Origin of the sequence: Acidovorax sp. KKS102, assembly GCF_000302535.1 — a bacterium.
Classification (GTDB): Bacteria; Pseudomonadota; Gammaproteobacteria; order Burkholderiales; family Burkholderiaceae_C; genus Acidovorax.
The window spans coordinates 2,924,937-2,947,616 of the sequence record NC_018708.1 but is presented as its reverse complement, the minus strand read 5'-3'; the positions used below and the strand labels follow the sequence as shown (position 1 = coordinate 2,947,616).

Sequence of the window (22,680 nt, the reverse complement as noted above, 5' to 3'; positions counted from 1 at the left end):
TGCGCAAGTAGCTATATAAAAGATAGCAAATTGATCCATGAACACAGCAGCAAGTAGCAACCCGCAGAGCGCGGTCCCGCCAACATCTTCCGCGCCCAGTGCCGATGGCGTGTGGACCCACCTGCGGCCCTTGGCCGCGTTGTGGTCGGCGGACGTGCCGGTGCCCGAGAGCGCGCTGGCGTGTGTGGTGGTGCAGGGCGGCGCTGTGCAGTGGGTGGGCCCGCAGGCCCAGGTGCCTGCGGCGTTTGCCGCCTTGCCCCGCTTTGACGGTAAAGGCGCCATCACCACACCCGGCCTGGTCGATTGCCATACCCACCTGGTGTACGGTGGGCAGCGTGCCAACGAGTTTGCGATGCGGCTCGCAGGCGCCACGTATGAAGAGGTGGCCAAGGCGGGCGGGGGCATTGTGTCGTCGGTGCGCGCCACGCGCGAGGCCAGCGAAGACGAACTCTTTGCCCTGGCCGCGCCGCGCCTGCAGTCGCTGCTGGACGAAGGCGTGTGCGCCATTGAGATCAAGTCCGGCTACGGCCTGGCGCTGGAGCACGAACGCAAGCAGCTGCGCGTGGCCCGTCGTCTGGGCGAGGCCTTTGGCGTGACGGTGCGCACCACCTTCCTCGGCGCGCATGCGCTGCCGCCCGAATACGCTGGAAAACCTGGAGGTAGCCAGGACTACACAGACCTTGTTTGCAACGAGATGCTGACTGCCCTGGCGGCCGAAGGTCTGGTCGATGCGGTGGATGTGTTCTGCGAACGCATTGCCTTCACGCTGGCGGAGACCGAGCAGGTCTTCCAGGCCGCGCAACAGCTGGGCATTCCCGTCAAGCTGCATGCCGAGCAACTGTCCGACATGGGGGGCTCGGCGCTGGCCGCGCGCTACGGTGCGCTGTCGTGCGACCACATCGAGCACCTGTCGGCCGACGGCATCGCTGCCATGAAGGCCGCAGGCACCGTGGCCGTGCTGCTGCCCGGCGCCTACTACACGCTGCGTGACACGCACCTGCCACCCATCGCGCAGTTGCGCGCAGCCGGCGTGCCTATGGCCGTCTCTACCGACCACAACCCTGGCACCTCGCCCGCGCTCAGCCTGCTGCTCATGGCCAACATGGCCTGCACGCTGTTCCGCCTGACGGTGCCCGAGGCGCTGGCCGGCATCACCACCCACGCCGCGCGCGCGCTGGGCTTGCAAGATTCGCACGGCCTCATCGCATCTGGCAGACCGGCCAACTTTGTGCTGTGGCCCGTGGGCGAGGCCGCCGAGCTGGCCTATTGGCTGGGCCAGAAGCCCGCCTGCACCATCGTGCGGCAAGGGCGCATTCACGGAGTCATGCCATGACGCAACAGCTGTTCGCCGCCGATGCACTACTGCCCACGGGCTGGGCGCGCAATGTGCTGATTACTTGGGATGGGGCAGGGCGCATCACCGCCGTCTCGCCCAATGCGCAGCCCTCCGGTGCCGCTGTGGCCCCGGGCCCCGTGCTGCCTGGCATGCCCAACCTGCACTCGCACGCCTTCCAGCGCGCGTTTGCGGGCCTGACCGAGTACCGGGGGGAAAGCCAGGACAGCTTCTGGAGCTGGCGCAACCTGATGTACCGCTTTGCGGCGCGCATCACGCCCGAATCGCTGGAGGCCATTGCGACCTGGCTGTATGTGGAGATGCTGGAGGCGGGCTACACCAGCGTGTGCGAATTCCACTACGTGCACCACGACCAGGGCGGCACGCCCTATGCCGATGACGCCACGCTGTCGCTGGCACTGCTGCGTGCCGCGCAGCGTGCGGGCATCGGCATCACGCTGCTGCCGGTGCTGTACCAGACGAGCGGCTTTGGCGCCAAGCCACCGCGCGCGGACCAGGCACGCTTCATCCGCAGCACGGACAACATGCTCTCCTTATTGGAGCGCCTTGCGCCCGCTGCACAAGCGCAAGGGGCCGTTTTGGGCCTGGCACCGCATTCATTGCGTGCAGTGCCGCCCGACAGTCTGGCGGCTGCCGTGCAGGGCCTCACGGCGCTCAATGCGCAGGCTCCCATCCACATCCACATTGCCGAGCAGACGCAGGAGGTGGATGACTGCGTGGCCTGGAGCGGTCAGCGCCCGGTGCAGTGGCTGCTGGAGCACGCACCCGTGGACGAGCGCTGGTGCCTGGTGCATGCCACGCACATGACGCCGCAGGAATACCAGGACGCAGCGCGAACGGGCGCCGTGGCAGGTATCTGCCCCACCACCGAAGCGAACCTGGGCGACGGCATCTTCGACATGCCGCTGTGGCTGCAGCATGGTGGGCGCTGGGGTGTGGGCTCAGACAGCCATGCCTGCGTGAATGCGGCTGAGGAGTTGTTGATGCTCGAATACGGCCAGCGCCTTTCGCTGCGCCAGCGCAATGTGCTGGCCACCGCCGCGCAACCCGAGGTGGCCACGGCCATGACCTTGCAGGCCGTGCAGGGCGGGGCGCAGGCCGCTGGCCGCGCCATTGGCGGTCTGGCAGTGGGTGAGCAGGCCGACCTGGTGGCGCTGGGTGCGCAGCATGTAGCGCTGCGCGATCTGCCCGCACCCAGCATGTTGTCGGCCCATGTATTCGGCAGCCACCGCACCTCGGCCATCGACAGCGTGTGGGTGGCGGGCCAGCAGCGCATTACGGGTGGCCGGCACACGCTGCACGATGCGGCGGCCCATGCGTTTGTGGCGGCACGCTCGGCCACCATTGCACCCGATTGAAGCGTCCGATTGAATTCATACCCGTGAGCTTGTGATGACCGATACCTCTCCACCTCCTTTTGTCTTTTACCCCGGCACTGCGCCGCTGCTGGTGTCCATGCCCCATGCAGGCACCTACGTGCCGCCCGCGCTGGCCGCGCGCTTCACGGATGAGGCCCGCCAGGTGCCTGACACCGACTGGCACATGGAGCGCCTCTACGCGTTTGCCAAAGACCTGGGGGCGTCCATCCTCGTGGCCACGCATTCGCGCTATGTGGTCGACCTGAACCGCCCGCCCGATGGCGCCAGCCTGTACCCTGGGCAGAGCGTCACCGGCCTCTGCCCGGTCGATACGTTCGACGACACGCCCATCTACGCAGCAGGCGATGTGCCCGATGACGCAGAGATCGCTGCGCGCCGTGAGGCCGTCTGGGCGCCGTACCACGCGCAACTGCGTGCCGAGCTGGACCGCATCCGTGCGCAACACGGTGTGGCGGTGCTGTGGGACGCCCACTCCATCCGCTCGGTGCTGCCGCGCTTTTTTGAAGGCAAGCTGCCCGACCTGAACCTGGGCACGGCCAACGGTGAAAGCTGCGACCCGGCGCTGGCGCAGGAACTGCTGTCCATCGCCAAAGAGGCCCAGGGCTACACCGCCGTGCTCAATGGCCGCTTCAAGGGTGGGCACATCACGCGCCACTACGGGCAGCCCGCGCAGAACATTCACGCGGTGCAGCTGGAAATGACGCAGTGCAGCTACATGCAGGAGGCCCTGCCGTTTGACTACCTGCCCGAGGTGGCTGCGGGCGTGCAACCCCACCTGCGTAGTATGTTGGAGGCCGCGCTGGCCTTTGCGGCAGCGCAATCGGCGTGAGGCTTACGCCCCAGGGCGGGAAGTATCGGTGCTAGTATGGGCTGGTCGGTCCGCCATGGACCGCCGCCCGGGCCCACCCCACATCCACGCAGGGGCCCGTCATCGCGGGAGGAGCCGCACCCCATGGACCCCACCGCGTACTACTACATGCCTTTGTTCAAGCCAGGCACCTTCGTGCAATGGAACCACCAGCGCGAAACCGTGAGCCACGTGGTGGTGCGCCGCCACGCTCTTATGGTGTATCTGGTGGGGCATGAATCCCCTGTGTACCCTGAAGCGCTGCACCTCGCGCCCACCGCCTTCCGGCTCACGCGCACGCCCGACGCCGACGGTTCGTAAGCGCGTCGCGTCGGCCAAGGGGCTGAAGGTCAGCCCCCAGAGCGCTGTGCCATGGCTTCACCCAGCTGGATGGGGCGCGTGGGTGACCACTGCGGGTTGAATTGCAGCGGCCCTTGTGGGAACAGCATCACCACGGTGGAGCCGAGCAGGAAGCGGCCCATTTCTTCACCCTGCTGCAGACTTACCTGGCCCTTCGCGTAGTCCCACTGCCGCAGCACACCGGTGCGCGGCGGGTTCACCTGCCCGTGCCACACGGTGGCCATGCTGCCCACAATGGTCGCACCCACCAGTACCAGCACAAACGGGCCGTGGGCCGATTCAAAAAAGCACACCACGCGCTCGTTGCGCGCAAACAGGCCGGGCACGCCGCGTGCCGTGGTGGGGTTCACCGAAAACAGGTCGCCCGGCACATGCACCATGCGCGTCAGCTCGCCCGCGCACGGCATGTGGATGCGGTGGTAGTCGCGTGGGCTCAGGTACAGCGTGGCGAAGTGGCCGTTGTCAAAACGTGCCGCAGCAGCGGCGTCGCCACCCACCAGGGCGGTGGTGGAGTAGGTGTGCCCCTTGGCCTGAAAGACCTGGTCCTTGGCGATGGGGCCGAACTGGCTGATGGCGCCATCCACGGGGCAAATCAAATCGGCTTGGGCCAGTGGGCGGGCGCCGGGCTTGAGCGCCCGCGTGAAGAAGTCGTTGAACGAGGTGTAGCTGGCGATGTCGGGGTTGGCCGCCTCGGCCATGTTGACGTTGTAGCGGCCCACAAACCAGCGGATCACCGAGGTGGTGAGGCCGCCCAGCCGGGCCGATGCAAACTTGCCAGCCAGGGTGGTCAGTGCCTGCTTGGGCAGGAGGTATTGCGGCAGAACTGCCAGGCGATCAGACACGGGCGAACCCCTCAAAGACGAAAGCGGACGATTCTATCGGCGGGGCGCCATCGCCCGCACGGGGTCATACCCCGAGGTACTGCTCCAGCAGCAGGGGCTGCGCATGCAGGGCGTCCGAGCTGCCGTCAAACACTACCTGGCCCTTGACCAGGATGACGTTGCGGTCGGTGATCTGCGTGACGTGCTTCCAGTTCTTGTCCACGATCACGCTGCTGATGCCGCTGTCCTTGATGAGGCTGCAGATGCGCCAGATCTCGCGTGCGATCAGCGGTGCCAGGCCTTCGGTGGCTTCGTCGAGGATGAGCACGTCGGGGTTGGTCATCAGCGCGCGGCCGATGGTGAGCATCTGCTGCTCGCCGCCGCTGAGCTGCTGGCCGCCGTGGCCCAGGCGTTCCTTCAGCCGCGGGAAGGTCTCCAGCACGCGCTCGTAGGTCCAGTCCCGCTGGCCGCGCGTGCCGGCGCGGGCGGCCATCTGCAGGTTCTCGACCACGCTCAGGTTGCCGAAGATGCCCCGGCCCTCGGGCACGTAGGCGATGCCCAGACGCGCCACCTCGTAGGGCGGTTTGCCGGTCATGTCGCGGCCGGCCACGGCCACGCTGCCGGAGCGGGGCTTGACCAGGCCCATCAGCGACTTGAGCAGGGTGCTCTTGCCCATACCGTTGCGGCCCATGAGGCCGATGGTCTCGCCCTGGCCCACGGTGAAATCAATGCCGTGCAGGATGTGGCTGCTGCCGTAGAAGGTGTGGATGCCCTTGGCATCGATCCATGGAGTGGTCATGTCAGTGGTCCTCCCCCAGGTAGGCGGCCTGCACGGTGGCATCGGCGCGCACCTCGGGCGGTGTGCCATGGGCAATCACCTCGCCGTTGACCATCACCGTCAGGCGGTCGGCCAGCGCAAACACGGCATCCATGTCGTGCTCGACCAGCATCATGGCGTGGGCGGGCTTGAGGCGCTGCAGCAGCTCCACCATGCGTTCGGCCTCGGCCACGCCCATGCCCGCCAGGGGCTCGTCGAGCAGCAGCACCTGCGGCTCGGTGGCCAGGGTCATGGCAATTTCGAGCTGGCGCTGCTCGCCGTGGCTCATGGCTCCCGCGATGGCCGTGCGCCGGTCTTTGAGGCCTGACAGCTCGATAGCGCTTTCAAGACGTGCGCTGGTTGCTCTGTTTTTGATAGTGTCCGAGCGGGTGTCCTGCCACCAGCGCAAGGGGTTCCAGGGTTGCTGCGCATCGCGCGACTGGGCGGCCAGGCGCACGTTTTCGTGCACGGTGAGCGGCAGGAAGATGTTGGTCTTCTGGTAGCTGCGACCCAGGCCCTGGCGTGAGATGCGTTCAGGCGCCCAGCCGGTCACATTGGTGCCACCCAGCAGCACGGTGCCCGAGGTGGGGGGCAGGTCGCCCGAGAGCAGGTTGGTCAGCGTGGACTTGCCCGCGCCGTTGGGACCGATCACCGCGTGGATCTTGCCCCGCCACAGGTCCACCGAGACACCATTCACGGCGGCCAGGCCGCCGAAGCGCTTGGTGACCTTCTGTGCAGACAACAGGACTTCAGCCATGGTGCGATCCCTCCGAAGCCTTGGCTGCGCCCCGCTGCGCAAACATGCCCAGCAGCCCGCGCGGCGCGGCCACCACCACCAGCACGATGAAGCCGCCCATCAGCAGTTGCCAGTGTTTGCTGATGTCCTTGAACACGTGCAGCAGGTACTCGAACGCAAACGCACCCACGATGGCGCCTGCAAAGTTGCCCATGCCGCCCAGGATGACCATCATGATGGCGTGAGCGCTCATGTGAAAGCCCATGAGTTCGGGGTTCACATAGCCGGTCTGCGCGCCCCACAGGTACCCCGCCAGGCCTGCCAGCGCCCCGGCGACGGTGAAGGCAGTGAGCTTGTAGCCCCGCGTGCCAAAGCCCATGGCGCGCATGCGGTGCTCGTTGATGCGGATGCCTGCCAGCGCGCGGCCCAGTGGGCTCCACAGCAGGCGGCGCAGCAGCACATACACCAGCACCACCAGCGCCAGCGTGAAGTAGTAGAAGGTCTTGCGGCCCTCCAGATCGAACGGCAGCCAGCCGAAGAGCGACGCATCGGGCCGGAAGTTGATGTACAGGCCGTCCGATCCCCCCAGCACCTTGTTGTCGAAGAACAGGTAGAAGACCATCTGCGCAAAGGCCATCGTGACCATGATGAAGTAGATGCCGTGGGTGCGCACCACAAAGAACCCGATCACCAGCGCCACCAGGCCCGACACAGCCACTGCCAGCGGCAGCGACCACCACAGGCTGACCGGCATGTCCGCCGGCGTGAGAAAGGCGAGGGCGTAGCCCGCCACACCAAAGTACGCCGCGTGGCCCAGTGATACCAGCCCGGTCACCCCTTGCAGCAGATCCAGGCTCATGGCAAAGATGGCCATGATCATCATGCGGGTGACCATTTGCACGTAAAAGTCGCTGCCCACCACGGGGAAAAGCAGCAACGCCGCCAGCCCCAGCGCGAGGGCGAACTGCACGCTGCGCGGCAGCACTTCGATATTGGCGCGGGGGGTGCTCATGAGTTGCCGCCGGGCCGCCCCAAGGCAGCGAAGGCCCCCTCGGGGGGCAGCGAGATACACGAAGTGACGAGCGTGGGGGGAGTCATTGTTTAAACAGGCCTTCGGGTTTCCACAGCAGCACGGCCGCCATCAGCATATAGACCAGCATGCCCGCTGCCTGTGGCAGCAACACCTTGCCAAACGTATCGACAAAGCCCACCAGCAGCGCCGCAATAAGCGCACCCCGTACCGAGCCGATGCCGCCGATCACCACCACCACAAAACACATGATGAGCACCGATGAGCCCATGTTGGGATACACGCTGGATACGGGTGCAGCCACCATGCCCGCGACCGCCGCCAAGCCCACGCCGAGCGCAAACACGATGGCATGGATCAGCTTGATGTTCACGCCAAGGGACTCGGCCATGTCGCGGTTGAAGGCTCCGGCGCGGATCTTCATGCCCAGGCGGGTCTTGGAGATCAGCAGGTACAGCGCCACCGCCAGTGCAATGCACACGCCCGAGATGAACAGCCGATAGACCGGGTAGGAGAGGGTGTCGGTGAGCGGAATCGACCAGTCCAGCACCTTGGGGATGGGCACGCCATGCACATCGTCGCCCCACAGGATGGAGCGCAGTTCCTCGAAGATGTAGATGAGGCCAAAAGTCAGCAGCACCTGGTCCAGATGGTCGCGGTGGTAGAAGTGCCGGAATAGCAGCCATTCGAGCGCCAGCCCGAAGACCACGGACAGCAGCGCACCGCCTACGATGGCAAGTGCCAGGCTGCCGAAATGCCCCGACAGCGAATATGCGAGGTAAGCCCCCAGCATATAAAAGCTGCCGTGCGCCAGGTTCACCACGCCCATGATCCCGAAGATCAGCGTGAGCCCGGCCGCCAGCATGAACAGCAGTAGGCCGTATTGCACGCTGTTGAGCAGCTGGATCAGGAACGTCGCGAAATCCATGGAGGGCTGGGTTTGGAGTGCAAAAAATCAACCCGCGCAGAACGAGGCCGGCGGAGGAAGCCCGGCACGCAAGCCGGGCGGTTGGGTCGGAAAATGGGCCGACCGAACGGCTTAGCCCATGCGGCAACCGGCGCCGCTGTCGGCCAGCGCCTTGGCGGCCACGCCGATCACCTTGTTTTCCTTGTTCTCCACCCGGCGCAGGTAGATGTCCTGCACGGGGTTGTGGGACTTGCTCATCGTCCACTTGCCACGTGGGCTGTCGATGACGGCGCTTTCCATCGCCTTGATGACCGCCGGCTTGGCAGACAGATCGCCCTTGACCGCGTTGGCGCCCTGCACTAGCAGCAAGCCGGTGTCGTAGCCCTGCACGGCGTACACATCGGGCTGGCTGCGGAATGCCTTGGCGTACTCCAGGCGGAACTGCTTGTTGCGCGGCGTATCCAGCGAGTCGCTGTAGTGCATGGTGGTGATGATGCCGTCGGCAGCCGGACCTGCAGCGTCCAGCACGCCTTCGGTCAGGAAGCCCGAGCCATACAGCGGAATCTTGTCCTTGAGGCCGGCCGCCGCGTAGTCCTTGATGAACTTGGCCGCGCCGCCACCGGCAAAGAAGCAGGCCACGGCATCGGGCTTGAGCGCGGCAATCTCGGTCAGCAGCGCCTGGAATTCGACGTTGGGGAACGGCAGGCCCAGTTCCTTGACGATGGTGCCGCCCGCCTTGGTGTAGCTTTCCTTGAAGCCCTCAAATGCTTCGTCACCAGCCGCGTACTTCCAGGTGATCCACACGGCCTTTTTGTGGCCCTTTTCAACCATGGCCTTGCCCAGCGCCAATGTGGGCTGGGAATTGCTGAACGAAGTGCGGAACACGTTGGGGGCGCACAGCGCGCGTGTGGCTGCGTGTACGCCTGCGTTGGGGATCAGGTTGAGCACGCCGGTGTCGCGCGCCACTTTCTGGATACCCATTTGCACGCCCGAGTGCACGGTACCAATCAGCACATCCACCTTGTCGCGTTGCACCAGCTTGCTGGCGTTTTCCACACCCTTGCTGGGCTCGGACTCGTCATCCACCTTGAACCATTCGATCTCGCGCCCGCCGAGCTTGCCGCCTTGCTGGTCGATGGCCAGGCGCACGCCGTTTTCAATGGCCACGCCCAGCTGGGCAAATGTGCCGGTGTAGGGCAGCATGAACCCCACGCGCACCTTGCCGCTCTGAGCACGCACGATGGAGGGCAGCAGCAGGCCCGTGGATGCTGCGCCAACGAGGGCGGCACTGCGGCTGATGACGAGGCGGCGGGTGGTCATGGGGCTTGTCTCCTTTGTTTAGGCTTAAAGTAATTTACTGCAAGCGTTCGGTGGTGAATACCTATGGGTTACCCGTACCAGGGCTCGTTTCGGGTTTCGCGAGCGGGGAGGGGAGCTTCACGGCTTTTTTTGTCTTCGCTGCTGAGAAGCCTGACGGATCGGTACGGCATGGCTGCCGCTGTGGATGGTCACTACAGCCCAACTGAAAATTTGAAACATGAATTAAAATGCATATATTGAATTTTTGTGCAGTATAGAGCGTGTTTTTGGATTGGGGTGGTCGATTTGGGTTCGCGTTCTAGGTAGTTTCCAGCAGGGGCGCAGCACCGATACCGATCAAGGCGTGGCAACTCCCCGTCGCACCGAAAACCTCCCGGGCCCCAGCGGCATGGCGCTGCCTGCACAATCGTGGTCTGATCATCCGGTCCGTCGCATGTGGTCAGACGGCCTGGCCGGGCGATAGCGTTGTGGACTGCACCGTAGCCCACCATCCCGCAGTCTGCGCCGAGTTGATGCAGCTTGCCGCTGCATCCGCATTTTTATTCTGTATGCCTTCTTCTCCCTCCGAACTGTCTCCTTCCGCCCCATCCCGGCCGTCTTGGGCGGCTCGCTTGACCGAATGGCTGCGTCATTTCTGGCCCGCCCCGTTGGGCATTGATGGCAAAGAGCGCCTGCGGTTTGTGGTGGGCGCGGTGATCGGTGTGCTGCTCACGGCGTGGCTCAGTCGCTGGTGGGCCCAGGGCAATGGCTCGGGCCCGTGGATGGTGGCTTCGCTGGGCGCCAGTGCCGTGCTGGTGTTCGGCATGCCCTCTAGCCCGCTGGCCCAGCCCTGGCCGGTTTTGGGGGGCAGCACGTTGTCGGCGCTGGTCGGGGCGGTCTGTTCTGCGTTGATTTCAGACAAGGCCTTGGCGGGGGCGGTGGCTGTGGGGCTGGCGATTGCGCTCATGGTGCCTTTGCGTTGTCTGCATCCGCCAGGCGGGGCCATGGCCTTGTACGTGGTGCTCACCTCGGGCGATGGCTGGCACCTGGCCGCGTTTCCGGTGCTCTTCAACGTGGTGCTGCTGTTGATTGCCGCCGTGGTCTACAACGGGTTGACGGGCCGCCGCTATCCACACCCCCAGCGCGTCGCGCCGAAGGCGGCAGCAAGCCAGGGAGGCTTCACCGCATCGGACGTGGATGCGGCGCTGGCTCATTACAACCAGGTGCTCGATGTGAGCCGTGCGGACCTGGAAGGCCTGTTGCACCTGGCGGGTCGTGCGGCTTTCCAGCGGACGCTGGGGGAATTGCGCTGCGCGGACATCATGTCGAGCCCGCCGTACGCCGTGGAGGCCGGCGTTTCGCTCAAAGAAGCGTGGGCGCTGATGCGGCTGCAGCAGATCAAGGCACTGCCAGTGGTGGATGCCCAGCGCCACGTCATCGGCATCGTGACGGTGGCGGACTTCATGCGGCTGGCCAATCTGGACACCCACGAGGGGTTGGGGCAGCGCCTGCGCACGCTGGTCATGGGGCGCGGCGGGCAGCCTCAGACTGTGGGCGAGATCATGTCGCACCCGGTGCAGGTGGCGCGTGCGGGGCAGCACGCGATGGATCTGGTCCCCCTGTTTTCGCAGGGCGGCCACCACCACATCCCCATCGTGGATGACGTGGACCACCTCGTGGGCATCATCACCCAGACCGACCTGGTGCGTACGTTGGCCTCCGCAGTGCAGGCGCGATAGCGGGCGGCAGCTGCGGTCCCGATGAACGGGCGCGGCGCCCGCGCCACAGAGGGCACCGGCCGTGCCATAGGCAACTTACAGGTTGTCGCGGTACAATTGACAGGCTTTGCGCAGCGCTGACGCCTGTTCATTGACGCCGTCTCCCGGCCCTCTGCCTGATCTGCGCCCTGGGTGCAGCGACTCCCACCGCCCGCCATGCACCGTGTGTCGAGTTTCGACAACGCTGCAGCTGCCGTGGTGAATGCAAAAAACCGCTCAGGCGCCGACCACAGAACATTTGCTTTGAAGAGATAGAGAAACACATGGCCAAAGAAGAACTCATTGAAATGCAGGGCTCCGTCACGGAAGTCTTGCCGGACTCGCGCTTTCGCGTCACGCTGGACAACGGTCACCAACTGATCGCCTACACCGGCGGCAAGATGCGCAAGCACCACATCCGCATCCTGGCGGGTGACAAGGTGTCGCTCGAAATGTCGCCTTATGACCTGACCAAGGGCCGCATCACCTTCCGCCACCTGGCAGGTCGTGGCCCTGGCCCGTCGTCCAGCCGCTGATCGTTTCTTCCCCGGTCCGTGGCAGACCGGGGAAGGTGTTTGATTTTTCTGGTTCGTCTTTTGCCACGTCGCGGCCTTTGGGCCGTTCCCCCGTCATCTCTTCGCCTTGCCACTTTCTAAAAAAAGTCAAAAAAGCAGGCGTTGAATCCAAAACGGGGAATTTGGCGGGTTAGAATACGAGCTGTCGGAGCGTAGCGCAGCCTGGTAGCGCATCTGCTTTGGGAGCAGAGGGTCGCGAGTTCGAATCCCGCCGCTCCGACCAATGTTTGAAGGCCTTGCAGCACATGCTGCAAGGCCTTTTTTCTTGCTCGCTTCGAGGCATCGCGTCGCAACAAACAGGCTCACTGGCGGCGGATCAAGGCCATGTTCAGCGGGTATGTCGGAAGGCAGGCCGAATCTCCGTACCATTGGCTCCATCGCCCACAAACGCCCTTAGATGCCCATTTGCACCTGACCCTGCCGCGTACCGCGCACAGGTGCTTGCCGCTACCCCCATGACACTTTCTGTGCATTCCAAAGCCGCTGAGGCTTCCGCATCGCAGCCCCGTGGGCCTGACTCTCTTGCCATGCGTCGTTACGACGCCGTCGATGCATTGCGTGGCGTAGCGATGGTGTGGATGACGGTGTTCCACTTCTGTTTTGATCTGAGCCACTTCGGTCTGTGGCCGCAGAATTTCCGTGTCGATCCTTTCTGGACCACGCAGCGCACCATGATCGTGAGCCTGTTCTTATTCTGTGCAGGGCTGGGGCAGGCCATCGCCTGGCACCAGGGGCAGGGCTGGCGCAGGTTTGGGCGTCGGTGGATGCAGATCGCCGGGTGCGCATTGCTCGTATCTGCCGGGTCGTTTGTGATGTTTCCAGCCAGCTTCATCTATTTTGGTGTGCTGCACGGCATGGCGGTGATGTTGCTCATCGCTCGTTGCACTGCGGGTTGGGGGCGCTGGTTGTGGCTGGCCGGATTGGTGGCAGTGGCCTTGCCGTGGGCCGCGCAGCAGCTTCTGACGGGGGTATGGGCAGATGCAGCACCCTGGTTCAATGGACGAGCACTGAATTGGCTGGGGCTGGTGTCACGCAAGCCGTTCACCGAAGACTATGTGCCCGTGTTGCCGTGGCTCGGTGTGCTCTGGTGGGGGCTCGCTGCAGGCCAATGGGCGGTGCGAGCGCGCAAGGGTTGGCTGCAATGGCGGCTACCCGCCGGGCTCACGCCGCTGGCAACGCTGGGGCGGTGGAGCCTGAGCTACTACATGGCCCACCAGCCGGTGATGATTGGCCTGCTGATGGCCGTGGTGTGGGTGATGGGGCGGACTTGAGCCTTGTGAATTAAGTGGGGCTTGCGGCAAAGCCCGAGCCCATAAAAAAACGCGACCGAGGTCGCGTTTTTTTGTTTCCAGAACGGCTGAGTGCCCGTTGGCTTATTCCACCTTGGCCTTGGCGCGCAGGTCTTCCTGGAACTTGGCCAGCTTTTGCTGTTGCAGCTGCTGTGCGACTTGTGGCTTCACCTCTTCGAGCTTGGGCAGCTCGGCTTGGCGCACGTCGTCCAGGCGGATGATGTGCCAGCCAAACTGGCTCTTCACGGGCGTCTCGGTCATCTTGCCCTTTTCGAGCTTGACCAGCGCTTCGGTGAATTCGCTCACGTAGCTCGATGGGTTGGCCCAGTCGAGGTCGCCGCCCTTGGCGCCGGAGCCTGGGTCCTTGGATTGCTTCTTGGCGATGTCTTCAAACTTCGCGCCCTTCTTGATGGACGCGATGATGGCCTTGGCGTCGGCTTCCTTTTCCACCAGGATGTGGCGGGCCTTGTATTCCTTGCCGCTGTTGGCTGCCACGAACTTGTCGTATTCGGCCTGGATTTCAGCGTCCGTCACGGGGTTCGTCTTCTGGAAGTCGGCGAATAGCTCGCGGATCAGAATGGCCTGGCGGGCCAGTTCCAGCTGGGACTTGTAGTCGGCCGAGGTTTCCAGGCCGCGCTTTTGGGCTTCCTGCATGAAGATTTCACGAGCGATGACTTCTTCCTTGATCTGGCCTTCGATGTCGGGCGTCACAGGGCGGCCCGAGCGTTCCACCTGCTGCTTGAGCGCTTCGACACGCTCCTTGGGAACCGCCTTGCCGTTGACGATGGCGACATTCTGGGCGGAAACGGGCAGGGCCAACGTGCCCAGCACGGCAGCGGCCACCAGGCCGGACAGGAGCTGTTTCTTCATGCGAAATCCAAAAAAATAAGGGGTTTGTTTGCCAGCTGAAATCCGGCAGCTATGGATCTGGGGCCGGCTCAGAGAACTTCAATGGCGAGGGCGTGAACGCCTTGGTCAATAAATTCTTGCAGCGCATGATACACAAGGCGGTGTTGGGCCACGCGGGTGCGTCCTGTAAAGAAAGGTGACGCGATCCGCACCCGAAAATGGGTGCCGAATCCGGTGCCGTTGGCACCCTCATGGCCTGCGTGGGCGGCGCTTTCGTCCAGCACCTCCAGGTGGCTGGGGGTGAGGCGGTCGGCCAGTGTCTGGTGCATCTGGTCTGCAATGGTGGTCATGGGCTTCACGCTCGTTCAGGTGGTGGGCTCATCGCCCTTGAGGTGGGGAGCGATGTAGATACCCTGGGCCACCAGGAAGACCAGCGGAAAGACATAGCCCCAGAGCTTGAAATCCACCCAGGCTTCGGTGCTGAAGTTCATCACCACGTAGGCGTTGATGGCCGACATGAACGCGCAATAGACGATCCAGGCTACGTTCAGGCGCTGCCAGACGGTGTCGGGCAGGTCCAGCTGGCTGCCCAGCAGCATCTTGAGAAAGTTCTTCTTGAGCGCCCACAGCGCCACCGCCAGGGCCATCGACATCGCACCGTAGAGCACAGTGGGCTTCCACTTGATGAACCGGTCGTCCTGCAGCACCAGCGTAAGCGTGCCAAACAGCAGGATCAGCACCAGGGTGACCTTGTGCATGGTCTGCAGGCGCCGGTCGATGGCGTAGATGATGGCCATCTGCAAGGCCGTGGCCGCCATGAGCACGGCGGTGCCTACGTAGATGCCGTAGAACTTGTAGGCCCCGAAGAACAGCAGGATGGGGAAGAAGTCGATCAGAATTTTCATGGAATCAGCAAAGAGTGCCCAAAGAGTGCCGGGCTTCCGCGGTCGCCGGACTCGAAGTCCAGCGAAGCCGAGTTCATGCAATACCGCAGCCCGGTGGGCGCTGGGCCATCTTCAAACACATGGCCCAGGTGCGCCCCGCATTGTGCACACACCGTTTCGGTGCGGACCATGCCATGGCTGCGGTCCACGATTTCGGTGATGGCGCCGGGGACGGCTTCGGAAAAGCTGGGCCAGCCGCAGCCCGCATCAAACTTGGTGACCGAGTCGAACAGCTTGGCGCCGCAGCAGATGCAGTGGTAGCTGCCGTCAGCCCAGTGGGCTTCGTACTTGCCGGTGAAGGGGCGCTCGGTGGCGGCATGGCGCGTGACCTGGAAGGCCACGGGTTCGGCGCCTTTTTCGCGCAGTACGGCTTGCCATTCGGCATCTGTCTTCTGGATAGGGTGGGTCATGATGAACAGCTGATCTCGATGGAAGACGCCCAGTCGGGCGGGAAGGCGGCGTAGGCGTCGTGCCCGGGGTGCTCGTCAAACGGGCGCTCCAGCAGCCGCTGCAGGGTTTGGAGTTCGCCAAAGTCGCCAAGTTTCGCCGCACGGATGGCCTGTTCGCCCAGGTGGTTGCGCAGCACGAACTTGGGATTGGTTTTAAGCATCAAATCGGCTTGATGCGCTACATCCATATGCCTCGAATGCTCTGAATAGAGTAGCAACCATTGGTCACAGCCGGCGCGGTCTGCAAACAGGTCGCGTACGGGCTCCATGTCTTGGGTGCCCACGGCGTGCGACAGGCGGCGCCAGAAGATGGGGTAGTCCACCCCGTTCTGGGCCAGCAGCAGCAAGATGCCGTCGATGAGTGCGCCATCGCCATCGCTGGCCTCCACCAACCCCAGCTTGGCGCGCATTTGGGCCATGAAGCTTTCTGGGAAAACTGTTTTGTATGACTCCAGCGCCTGTTTGGCCAGGTCCTGGTCGCCGATCAATGGCAGCAGCGCCTGCGCCAGGCAAAACAGATTCCAGTAAGCCACATTGGGCTGGCGGTTGTAGGCGTAGCGGCCTTGCGAGTCGCTGTGGTTGCACACGTGGCCGGGCACAAAAGCGTCCAGAAACTGGAAGGGCCCGTAGTCAATGGTCAGGCCCAGGATGCTCATGTTGTCGGTGTTCATCACCCCATGGCAAAAGCCTACGGCCTGCCACTGCGCCATGAGGCGTGCGGTGCGCTCGCTCACCGCCTGCAGCAGGGCGGCGTAGGGGTTGCCTGCCATGCCGGTGCCGTCCCGGCATTCGGGGTAGTAGCGGTCGATGACGTAGTCGGCCAGCGTTTGCAGCGCGTCCTCCTGGCCGTTGGCTGCAAAGTGTTCAAAGTGGCCAAAGCGCACAAAACTGCGCGCCACGCGGGTGACGACGGCGGCGGTCTCGATCTCCTCGCGGCGCACCGGCCCGGGGGACCCGGTGATGCACAGCGCGCGCGATGTCGGCACACCCAAGCCGTGCATGGCTTCGCTGCACAAAAACTCGCGGATGCTCGAGCGCAATACCGCACGACCATCGCCCATGCGCGAGTAGGGCGTTCGGCCCGCACCCTTGAGCTGAACCTCCCACCCCGAGGCTGTCTCACCGAGCAAGATAGCCCGCCCATCGCCCAGCTGGCCGGCCCAGACGCCAAACTGGTGTCCGCTGTACACGCTGGCCAGGGGGCGCGAACCTGCCAGCAAGCGGTTACCGGTGAAGGCCTGCAGGGCCTCGTCGCTGTGCAGGGCGGCTTCATCCAGCCCCAGCAGTTGCGCCACGGCGGGGCTGGTCCCTACCCAATGGGGCGAGGGCAGAGGGGTGGGGCGCAGTTCGGTGAAAAAGTCAGGGCCCAGCGCGGCAAAGCGGTGGTCCCAGGCGAGGCCGAGGTCGGTGCGGGCGTCGCTGTCGGCGGTCAGGGTCATGGGCTGGATTGTCTCGCAGGCCGGATGTCCCGGCGCCCACAGGGCCATGGCAGGGTGGGGAGGGCTAGCACTGCAACCGTTAGAGCGACGCTGCCGCTGCCAGGAAGGCTGCGCTGGGTGCGGGCTGCACCAGCTGCTGGCGGTACTGGCCTGGTGGCATGCCGAACCAGCGCTTGCAGGCCCTGAAGAGGTTGCTCTGGTCGCTGAACCCCAGCTGGTCGGCCACCTCGGCCAGGCTGCGGCGTGGGTCGGCCAGGTACTGGCGGGCCAGCTCGCTGCGGGTGTCGTCCAGCAGTTGTTGAAAACTCACCGACTCTGCCTGCAGCCGGCGCTGCAGGGTGCGGTCGGTCAGGTGCAGGCGTGCCGCCACGTCCTCGCGGCGCGGTTCGCCCAGGTGCAGCATGCGCGATATCTCGGTGCGCACCTTGGCGCTGACCAGCGACTGGCCCAGCGGGCCCAGTTGTCCCAGCTCGGCTTCCACCAGTTGTTCGTGCAGCGCCCACAGGCTGGGGTTGTGGGTGGGGATGGGTTGCAGCAGGTCGGCTTCGGCCATCAGAAAGCGGTTCACCGGCTGGCCAAAACGGGGTGGCACGCCGAATGCCGCGCGATGCCGCGTGTCGTCGGTCGGTGCTGGGGTGACCAGCTCCACGGCCAGGGGTGTGAGGTCGCGCCGGGTGAGCCAGTCGCACAGCGTCAGCAGCGTGAGTACCGCAAACTCCACCCGCTGCCGCGGTATGGGGCGCGAGGCGCCGATGTGGTTGAGCACCAACCAGTAGCCACGCGGGTCCCGCTCCATCGAGAACGTGGTGGCGTCCGAGATCAGCGCCATGTGCCGGTCCAGGTGCTTGAAGCCTTCGAGCAGATTCGGCCCCGAGGCCAGCGCGTGGCCGACCAGGTCCAGCTTGCCGTAGCGGGCGGCCAGTTGGCGGTCCAGGCCCAACCCTGGGCGGTCGTAGTGCTGGGCTGCGGCCTCCCACAAGCGGCTGACGCGGTCCACATCCACACGGGTGTGGGGGTGCTGCAGGCTCTCCAGGTCGATGTTGGCCTGCGCGCACAGGGCCTGCACCGGCAGGCCCTCGGCCACAAAAAGCTCGGCAATACCGCGCACCCAGGCGGCAGAGCTGGTGCGCTGCGGCAGCGGGTTCATGGGCAGGCCCCAGTCTCAGGGTTTACGCGCGGGTGGTGTTCTGAAGTCACTGTTTTGGTGCGGTTGCGATAGTGGGTTGTGGGCCGGGCGTTTCCACAATCGGCGCCGAGGTCGGTCCCAGGCGCGAGTGTGATGCGTTCTGCAGGCCCGCCCCATTCCTGAAAACCCCGAAGGAGACAAACAACATGGCCTATTTTGCAAAGAGCCTGCGCTGGGGCGCAGCCTGTCTTGCCGCCGTGCTGACCACGGCGTGTGGTGGCTCTGGCGGCACGCCGCCCGAACTGCGCGAAACCCGCTACGGAATGGTGCGCGGTACGGACGAAAGCGCCACCAGCGGCACCTATGCCTGGAAGGGCGTTCCCTACGCCCAACCCCCCGTGGGGCCCCTGCGCTGGCAGCCGCCTGCAGAGCCCGCCGCCTGGATGGGCGAGCGCAGCGCCACCCGATTTGGCAACGCCTGCCTGCAGATGGGCCGCATTTACGGACCAGGGGCCAACAACCGCTTTGACGACACGATTGGTCAGACGCTGAACACGCCGCTGGGCAGCGAAGATTGCCTGACCCTCAACATCTGGCGCCCGGCCACCGCGCAGGACAACCTGCCGGTGCTGGTCTTCATCCATGGCGGCAGTGCCATCTCGGGCTACACCGCTGACCCAGTGTACGACGGCGCGGCGCTGGCCAAGTCAGCCAATGCCGTAGTGGTCACGGCCAACTACCGGCTTGATGTGCTGGGGTATCTGCAGTTGCCCGCGCTGCATGCGGGCAACAGTGGCAGTGGAGGCAACGCGGGCAGCAGCGGCTACACCGGCAACTATGCGTTGCTGGACGTAGTGCAGGCGCTGCGGTTCGTGCAGGGCAACATCGCCCGGTTTGGCGGCAATGCAGGCAATGTCACGTTGATGGGGCAGTCGGCGGGGGCCATCAATGCCCTGGCGCTGCTGACGGCGCCGCAGGCCAGCGGGCTGTTCCACAAACTGGTGCCGATCAGCGGGGGGATTTCCCTGGCGACCAACTTGCCCGCCGGGTCCATCCCCACACTCAACCCGGTCTCCCGCTATGCCACACAGGCCAGCCAGCTGCTGGCGCATCTGGCCGTGGCCGATGGCCTGGCACCCGCATTGCCAGAAGCCCAGGCCCTGGTGGCCGGTTGGCCCCCCACGCAGGTGGCCAGCTACCTGCGCGGCAAGGATGCGCGGGTCATCTTGCAGACGGTGCTGGCGAAGGGGCTGACAGGCTCCGGTCCCATCCCGGACGGTGTGGTGGTGCCGGCCGACCCCATCGCCGAGATCGGGGCAGGGCGCTATCAGAAGGTGCCCGTGCTATCCGGCTACACGGCCGAGGAGGGCAAGCTGTTTGCCCCCTTCCTGGTGCTGCTGGGCGGCAAGCCCGGCATGAAGATCAGCGATGCCGACCGCTTCGCGATGATGCAGCGCTTTGACCCCGATGCGCCCACCACCCTGACTGCGGCGGACATTCTGGATGCGTCCTACCTGCCGGTGACGGCCCCAGGCACGGGCTACAACGCACGCACACAGCTGCTGGGCAATGTGTTCATTGGCGCCAGCCGCGACAACCTGCTGAACGCCCTGCGCAGCCAGCAGAGCAACGTGTGGAACTACCAGTTCAACTGGGCCCAGCAGCCCGCACCGTGGAACGATGTCTACGGCGCGGCCCATGCGTTCGACCTGCCGTTTGTGTTTGGCAACTTCGGTCCCTCGGTGTTTGCGAAGGCGACCAACAGCACCGCCAACCAGCCGGGGCGCCTGGCCCTGTCGCGGGCCATGATGGACAGCCTGCGGGCGTTTGTGCACACCGGTGATCCCAACAACACCACGCTGGGCCAGACCTGGCAGCCCTGGCCCCGCAAGTTCATCTTTGACGCAGACCAGAAGGCGTTGCGCCTGAGCGTGCAATGACCTTCGCGCTGCAGATGCTGAACAGCCCTTGGCCGAATGCGGCTGGTCAGTGCGCGGCTGTGGCGGCGAGGTATGCGTTCAGCGCCTCGTCGTCCACGATGGCCACACGCCCGAAGTCCAGCGACACGATGCCCATGCCCTCCAGCGAGCGCAGCACCTTGTTCACGGTCTGCCGCGACAAGCCCACCAGTTGCCCCAGCTCTTCCTGCGTGAGGTTGAGCCGCCGCGTACTGCGCCAGAACAGGCGGCTCAAGTACAGCGCCACGCGGTGCTCGGTGGACTGGGTGCGCCCGGCTTCGATGATGGTCATGGCCTGGCCCAGCCGCATGTTCAGGTGTAGCACCAGGAACTGGTTGAACGCCAGACTGGTCTCGCGCAGCGTGGCAAACAGCGGCAGTGGCAGGCACAGCAGGGTGGTGGGGCGCAGAGCCACCACGTGGTACCGGCGGGGCTCCGGCTTCATGGCCGAGCCTTCGCCAAACCATTCGCCATCGGGCACTCCGATGAAGGCGGACGACCTGCCCTGGCTGGTGGGGCTCTGCAGCATCACCAGGCCCGACAGCACGGCATGCCAGCCCTGCACGGCGCTGCCGGCGGGCATCATCACCGCGCCCTTGTCGGCTTGCTCGGCAAACACCTCTTCGCGCAGCCGCTCCTGCATGGCGGCTGGCAAGCCTGCGAACCATGGCTGGGCGGCGATGAAGCGTTGGGCAGAAGGTGCGGCGCAGAGCATGGGCCTGATTGTCGCTGCAGCGGTGCCTCCGGTTCAGGGTATTCCCTTGCCCTTTGTCAGTGGGACGACAAGTGTTGGCAGCCATGCCTGTCGGGCGCACACTCCGCTGCGGTTCACGGGGTTCGGCGATGGTGCAGCCGTGCCGCCTCCGATGCCGCGCCAGCGCGGTGTTGCGGCGTGCGTGGGTTCATCCCAGTGGCGTGCGGGGGCACGACGCGGGCGACACCCGGACGCCGATACGCGCGCTACGATGACCGTTCCATTCACTACAACATCCAAGGAGTATTCATGCTGGGCTTGATGCAGAGTCAACCGTTGCTGATTTCGTCGCTGATCGAATTCGCAGAGCGCCACCACGGCGACGCCGAAATCGTGTCCCGACGGGTGGAGGGGGACATCCATCGCTATACGTACCGCGACCTCGCCGCACGTGCCCGCCGCCTGGCCAATGCGCTGGATGACCTGAAGCTCCAGTTCAGCGACCGGGTGGCCACGCTGGCGTGGAACGGCTATCGCCACATGGAGATGTATTTCGGCGTGAGCGGATCGGGCCGCGTGCTCCACACCGTCAATCCGCGCCTGCACCCCGACCAGATCGCCTGGATCATCAACCACGCGGAAGATCAGGTGCTTTGCTTTGACACCACCTTCCTGCCCTTGGTGCAGGCGGTGCACGCCAAGTGCCCCACCGTCAAGAAATGGGTAGCGCTGTGCGACGCCGACAAGCTGCCTGCCGATACCGGCATTCCCGGCCTGACCAGCTACGAAGCCTGGATCGGCGCGCACTCTTCCGACTACGCCTGGCCCGAGTTTGACGAGAACTCCGCATCCAGCATGTGCTACACCAGCGGCACCACGGGTAACCCCAAGGCCGCGCTGTACAGCCACCGTTCCACCACGCTACATGCCTACGCTGCGGCGCTGCCCGATGTCATGTGCCTCTCGGCCCGCGACTCGGTGCTCCCGGTGGTGCCCATGTTCCACGTCAATGCCTGGGGCATTCCGTACTCGGCCGCGCTCACGGGCTGCAAGCTGGTGTTCCCCGGCCCGGCGATGGACGGCAAGTCCATCTACGAACTCATCGAAGCGGAGAAGGTGAGCTATGCCGCAGGCGTGCCCACCGTGTGGCAGATGATGCTGGGCCACATGAAGCCTGCGGGCCTCAAGTTCTCCACACTGCGCCGCACGGTCATCGGCGGATCGGCCTGCCCGCCCGCCATGATCCATGCGTTCAAGGAAGACTACGGCGTGGAGGTACTGCACGCCTGGGGCATGACTGAGATGAGCCCGCTGGGCACGCTGTGCACGCTCAAGAACAAGCACCTCGCCATGTCCAAGGACGAGCAGATGAAGATCCTGCAGAAGCAGGGCCGTGCGATTTATGGCGTGGACATGAAGATCGTGGGCGGCGACGGCAACGAGCTGCCCTGGGACGGAAAGACCTACGGCGACCTGCTGGTCAAGGGCCCCTGGATTGTGGGCGGCTATTTCAAGGGCGAGGGCGGCGACCCGCTGGTGCGCGACGCGCAGGGCCGGGGCTGGTTCCCCACCGGTGATGTGGCCACCATCGATGCCGACGGCTTCATGCAGATCACGGACCGAAGCAAGGACGTGATCAAGTCCGGCGGCGAATGGATCAGCTCCATCGACATCGAGAACATTGCCATGGCCCATCCCGCCATTGCCATGGCAGCGTGTGTGGGTATGCCGCACCCCAAGTGGGATGAACGCCCCATCGTGGCCGTGGTCAAGCGCCCCGGTGCGGAGGTCACGCGCGAAGAGCTGCTGGCCTTCTACGAAGGCAAGACGGCCAAGTGGCAGATCCCCGATGACGTGGTGTTTGTCGATGCCATTCCGCTGGGTGCCACCGGCAAGATGCTCAAGACCAAACTGCGTGAGCAGCTCAAGGATTACAAGCTTCCCGGCCTGTGATCAGGGTGGGGCAATGCATGTGTGCGCATCGTTTGCGAACGCCATTTTTTGCACTGCCCCAGGCTGGTGCGCGCTCGGGGGAGCGCAGCGCCAGTCA

At 64.8% G+C, this 22,680-nt stretch carries 22 protein-coding genes and 1 tRNA gene; 10 read left to right on the top strand and 13 right to left on the bottom strand.

Annotated features, from left to right (window positions below; genetic code table 11):
- Nucleotides 1–37: 37 nt before the first annotated feature.
- From hutI to C380_RS13480, 4 genes are all read left to right on the top strand, one after another.
- On the top strand, nucleotides 38–1,333 hold the full coding sequence (hutI, locus tag C380_RS13495; RefSeq protein ID WP_015014413.1) for an imidazolonepropionase: 1,296 nt from the start codon (nucleotides 38–40) through the stop codon (nucleotides 1,331–1,333).
- Nucleotides 1,330–2,712 carry a formimidoylglutamate deiminase gene (locus C380_RS13490; RefSeq protein WP_015014412.1) on the top strand — a complete coding sequence of 461 codons (1,383 nt, stop codon included), beginning with the start codon at nucleotides 1,330–1,332 and terminating at the stop codon, nucleotides 2,710–2,712. The genes hutI and C380_RS13490 overlap by 4 nt, the downstream gene beginning before the upstream one ends.
- Nucleotides 2,713–2,746: 34 nt before the next feature.
- Nucleotides 2,747–3,562, top strand: coding sequence for an N-formylglutamate deformylase (gene hutG, locus C380_RS13485; protein ID WP_015014411.1), 816 nt, complete (start codon nucleotides 2,747–2,749; stop codon nucleotides 3,560–3,562).
- A gap of 123 nt (nucleotides 3,563–3,685) precedes the next feature.
- Nucleotides 3,686–3,901, top strand: a complete 216-nt coding sequence (locus C380_RS13480) for a hypothetical protein (RefSeq protein ID WP_015014410.1) — start codon at nucleotides 3,686–3,688, stop codon at nucleotides 3,899–3,901.
- Between the two features lie 29 nt (nucleotides 3,902–3,930).
- Here C380_RS13480 and asd read toward each other — a convergent pair whose 3' ends face one another.
- The 6 genes from asd to C380_RS13450 form a co-directional block, all read right to left on the bottom strand.
- Nucleotides 3,931–4,782 (bottom strand): archaetidylserine decarboxylase, encoded by an 852-nt coding sequence (gene asd / locus C380_RS13475; protein WP_015014409.1) that lies wholly within the window; start codon nucleotides 4,780–4,782, stop codon nucleotides 3,931–3,933.
- A 64-nt stretch (nucleotides 4,783–4,846) separates the two neighbouring features.
- Entirely contained in the window at nucleotides 4,847–5,560 is a 714-nt protein-coding gene (locus C380_RS13470; protein ID WP_015014408.1) for an ABC transporter ATP-binding protein, read from the bottom strand.
- Nucleotide 5,561: 1 nt separating this feature from the next.
- Complete coding sequence (locus C380_RS13465) at nucleotides 5,562–6,335, bottom strand: ABC transporter ATP-binding protein (protein WP_015014407.1); 774 nt, start codon at nucleotides 6,333–6,335, stop codon at nucleotides 5,562–5,564.
- Complete coding sequence (locus tag C380_RS13460) at nucleotides 6,328–7,326, bottom strand: branched-chain amino acid ABC transporter permease (RefSeq protein ID WP_015014406.1); 999 nt, start codon at nucleotides 7,324–7,326, stop codon at nucleotides 6,328–6,330. Before C380_RS13460 ends, C380_RS13465 begins: the two co-directional genes overlap by 8 nt.
- An 82-nt stretch (nucleotides 7,327–7,408) precedes the next feature.
- A complete protein-coding gene (locus C380_RS13455; protein WP_015014405.1) occupies nucleotides 7,409–8,272 on the bottom strand; it encodes a branched-chain amino acid ABC transporter permease in 864 nt (287 codons plus the stop codon).
- A gap of 111 nt (nucleotides 8,273–8,383) precedes the next feature.
- Nucleotides 8,384–9,571, bottom strand: a complete 1,188-nt coding sequence (locus C380_RS13450) for an ABC transporter substrate-binding protein (RefSeq protein ID WP_015014404.1) — start codon at nucleotides 9,569–9,571, stop codon at nucleotides 8,384–8,386.
- A 548-nt stretch (nucleotides 9,572–10,119) separates the two neighbouring features.
- On the opposite strand from C380_RS13450, the gene C380_RS13445 reads away from it, so the two are divergent.
- The 4 genes from C380_RS13445 to C380_RS13430 all read left to right on the top strand — a co-directional run bounded on the left by C380_RS13445 (nucleotide 10,120) and on the right by C380_RS13430 (nucleotide 13,153).
- Nucleotides 10,120–11,289 carry an HPP family protein gene (locus C380_RS13445; protein ID WP_015014403.1) on the top strand — a complete coding sequence of 390 codons (1,170 nt, stop codon included), beginning with the start codon at nucleotides 10,120–10,122 and terminating at the stop codon, nucleotides 11,287–11,289.
- A 302-nt stretch (nucleotides 11,290–11,591) separates the two neighbouring features.
- Nucleotides 11,592–11,843, top strand: coding sequence for a translation initiation factor IF-1 (infA, locus tag C380_RS13440; protein ID WP_015014402.1), 252 nt, complete (start codon nucleotides 11,592–11,594; stop codon nucleotides 11,841–11,843).
- A gap of 185 nt (nucleotides 11,844–12,028) precedes the next feature.
- A tRNA-Pro gene (locus C380_RS13435) sits at nucleotides 12,029–12,105 on the top strand.
- Nucleotides 12,106–12,409: 304 nt separating this feature from the next.
- Nucleotides 12,410–13,153, top strand: a complete 744-nt coding sequence (locus tag C380_RS13430; RefSeq protein ID WP_015014401.1) for a DUF1624 domain-containing protein — start codon at nucleotides 12,410–12,412, stop codon at nucleotides 13,151–13,153.
- A gap of 102 nt (nucleotides 13,154–13,255) precedes the next feature.
- Here C380_RS13430 and C380_RS13425 read toward each other — a convergent pair whose 3' ends face one another.
- From C380_RS13425 to C380_RS13400, 6 genes are all read right to left on the bottom strand, one after another.
- Nucleotides 13,256–14,041, bottom strand: coding sequence for a peptidylprolyl isomerase (locus C380_RS13425; protein ID WP_015014400.1), 786 nt, complete (start codon nucleotides 14,039–14,041; stop codon nucleotides 13,256–13,258).
- Between the two features lie 68 nt (nucleotides 14,042–14,109).
- Nucleotides 14,110–14,370: a BolA family transcriptional regulator gene (locus C380_RS13420; RefSeq protein ID WP_015014399.1), complete on the bottom strand. Its 261-nt coding sequence runs from the start codon at nucleotides 14,368–14,370 to the stop codon at nucleotides 14,110–14,112.
- Nucleotides 14,371–14,385: 15 nt separating this feature from the next.
- Nucleotides 14,386–14,925: a septation protein A gene (locus C380_RS13415; RefSeq protein WP_015014398.1), complete on the bottom strand. Its 540-nt coding sequence runs from the start codon at nucleotides 14,923–14,925 to the stop codon at nucleotides 14,386–14,388.
- Nucleotides 14,922–15,374 (bottom strand): peptide-methionine (R)-S-oxide reductase MsrB, encoded by a 453-nt coding sequence (gene msrB, locus C380_RS13410; protein WP_015014397.1) that lies wholly within the window; start codon nucleotides 15,372–15,374, stop codon nucleotides 14,922–14,924. Before msrB ends, C380_RS13415 begins: the two co-directional genes overlap by 4 nt.
- Complete coding sequence (locus tag C380_RS13405; RefSeq protein ID WP_015014396.1) at nucleotides 15,371–16,852, bottom strand: YdiU family protein; 1,482 nt, start codon at nucleotides 16,850–16,852, stop codon at nucleotides 15,371–15,373. Before C380_RS13405 ends, msrB begins: the two co-directional genes overlap by 4 nt.
- Nucleotides 16,853–16,931: 79 nt before the next feature.
- The gene (locus C380_RS13400; RefSeq protein ID WP_015014395.1) at nucleotides 16,932–17,999 is read right to left on the bottom strand and encodes an AraC family transcriptional regulator; all 1,068 of its coding nucleotides are present in this window, start codon (nucleotides 17,997–17,999) and stop codon (nucleotides 16,932–16,934) included.
- A gap of 185 nt (nucleotides 18,000–18,184) precedes the next feature.
- Here C380_RS13400 and C380_RS13395 point away from each other — a divergent pair, with 185 nt between their 5' ends.
- A complete protein-coding gene (locus tag C380_RS13395) occupies nucleotides 18,185–19,918 on the top strand; it encodes a carboxylesterase/lipase family protein (protein ID WP_015014394.1) in 1,734 nt (577 codons plus the stop codon).
- 46 nt (nucleotides 19,919–19,964) lie between these two features.
- Here the strand turns inward: C380_RS13395 and C380_RS13390 are convergent, their stop codons facing one another.
- Nucleotides 19,965–20,651, bottom strand: a complete 687-nt coding sequence (locus C380_RS13390; RefSeq protein ID WP_015014393.1) for a Crp/Fnr family transcriptional regulator — start codon at nucleotides 20,649–20,651, stop codon at nucleotides 19,965–19,967.
- A gap of 288 nt (nucleotides 20,652–20,939) precedes the next feature.
- Between C380_RS13390 and C380_RS13385 the strand changes: the two genes are divergently transcribed.
- Entirely contained in the window at nucleotides 20,940–22,583 is a 1,644-nt protein-coding gene (locus tag C380_RS13385; protein ID WP_015014392.1) for a 3-(methylthio)propionyl-CoA ligase, read from the top strand.
- The last annotated feature ends 97 nt before the right edge of the window (nucleotides 22,584–22,680 follow it).

Excerpts from the sequence above, each read along its gene's own strand:
- hutI (WP_015014413.1), top strand. The coding sequence starts at position 38 with ATGAACACAGCAGCAAGTAGCAACCCGCAGAGCGCGGTCCCGCCAACA.
- C380_RS13490 (WP_015014412.1), top strand. The coding sequence starts at position 1,330 with ATGACGCAACAGCTGTTCGCCGCCGATGCACTACTGCCCACGGGCTGG.
- hutG (WP_015014411.1), top strand. The coding sequence starts at position 2,747 with ATGACCGATACCTCTCCACCTCCTTTTGTCTTTTACCCCGGCACTGCG.
- C380_RS13480 (WP_015014410.1), top strand. The coding sequence starts at position 3,686 with ATGGACCCCACCGCGTACTACTACATGCCTTTGTTCAAGCCAGGCACC.
- C380_RS13470 (WP_015014408.1), bottom strand. The coding sequence starts at position 5,560 with ATGACCACTCCATGGATCGATGCCAAGGGCATCCACACCTTCTACGGC.
- C380_RS13465 (WP_015014407.1), bottom strand. The coding sequence starts at position 6,335 with ATGGCTGAAGTCCTGTTGTCTGCACAGAAGGTCACCAAGCGCTTCGGC.
- C380_RS13460 (WP_015014406.1), bottom strand. The coding sequence starts at position 7,326 with ATGAGCACCCCCCGCGCCAATATCGAAGTGCTGCCGCGCAGCGTGCAG.
- C380_RS13455 (WP_015014405.1), bottom strand. The coding sequence starts at position 8,272 with ATGGATTTCGCGACGTTCCTGATCCAGCTGCTCAACAGCGTGCAATAC.
- C380_RS13450 (WP_015014404.1), bottom strand. The coding sequence starts at position 9,571 with ATGACCACCCGCCGCCTCGTCATCAGCCGCAGTGCCGCCCTCGTTGGC.
- C380_RS13445 (WP_015014403.1), top strand. The coding sequence starts at position 10,120 with ATGCCTTCTTCTCCCTCCGAACTGTCTCCTTCCGCCCCATCCCGGCCG.
- infA (WP_015014402.1), top strand. The coding sequence starts at position 11,592 with ATGGCCAAAGAAGAACTCATTGAAATGCAGGGCTCCGTCACGGAAGTC.
- C380_RS13430 (WP_015014401.1), top strand. The coding sequence starts at position 12,410 with ATGCGTCGTTACGACGCCGTCGATGCATTGCGTGGCGTAGCGATGGTG.
- C380_RS13425 (WP_015014400.1), bottom strand. The coding sequence starts at position 14,041 with ATGAAGAAACAGCTCCTGTCCGGCCTGGTGGCCGCTGCCGTGCTGGGC.
- C380_RS13420 (WP_015014399.1), bottom strand. The coding sequence starts at position 14,370 with ATGACCACCATTGCAGACCAGATGCACCAGACACTGGCCGACCGCCTC.
- C380_RS13415 (WP_015014398.1), bottom strand. The coding sequence starts at position 14,925 with ATGAAAATTCTGATCGACTTCTTCCCCATCCTGCTGTTCTTCGGGGCC.
- msrB (WP_015014397.1), bottom strand. The coding sequence starts at position 15,374 with ATGACCCACCCTATCCAGAAGACAGATGCCGAATGGCAAGCCGTACTG.
- C380_RS13405 (WP_015014396.1), bottom strand. The coding sequence starts at position 16,852 with ATGACCCTGACCGCCGACAGCGACGCCCGCACCGACCTCGGCCTCGCC.
- C380_RS13400 (WP_015014395.1), bottom strand. The coding sequence starts at position 17,999 with ATGAACCCGCTGCCGCAGCGCACCAGCTCTGCCGCCTGGGTGCGCGGT.
- C380_RS13395 (WP_015014394.1), top strand. The coding sequence starts at position 18,185 with ATGGCCTATTTTGCAAAGAGCCTGCGCTGGGGCGCAGCCTGTCTTGCC.
- C380_RS13390 (WP_015014393.1), bottom strand. The coding sequence starts at position 20,651 with ATGCTCTGCGCCGCACCTTCTGCCCAACGCTTCATCGCCGCCCAGCCA.
- C380_RS13385 (WP_015014392.1), top strand. The coding sequence starts at position 20,940 with ATGCTGGGCTTGATGCAGAGTCAACCGTTGCTGATTTCGTCGCTGATC.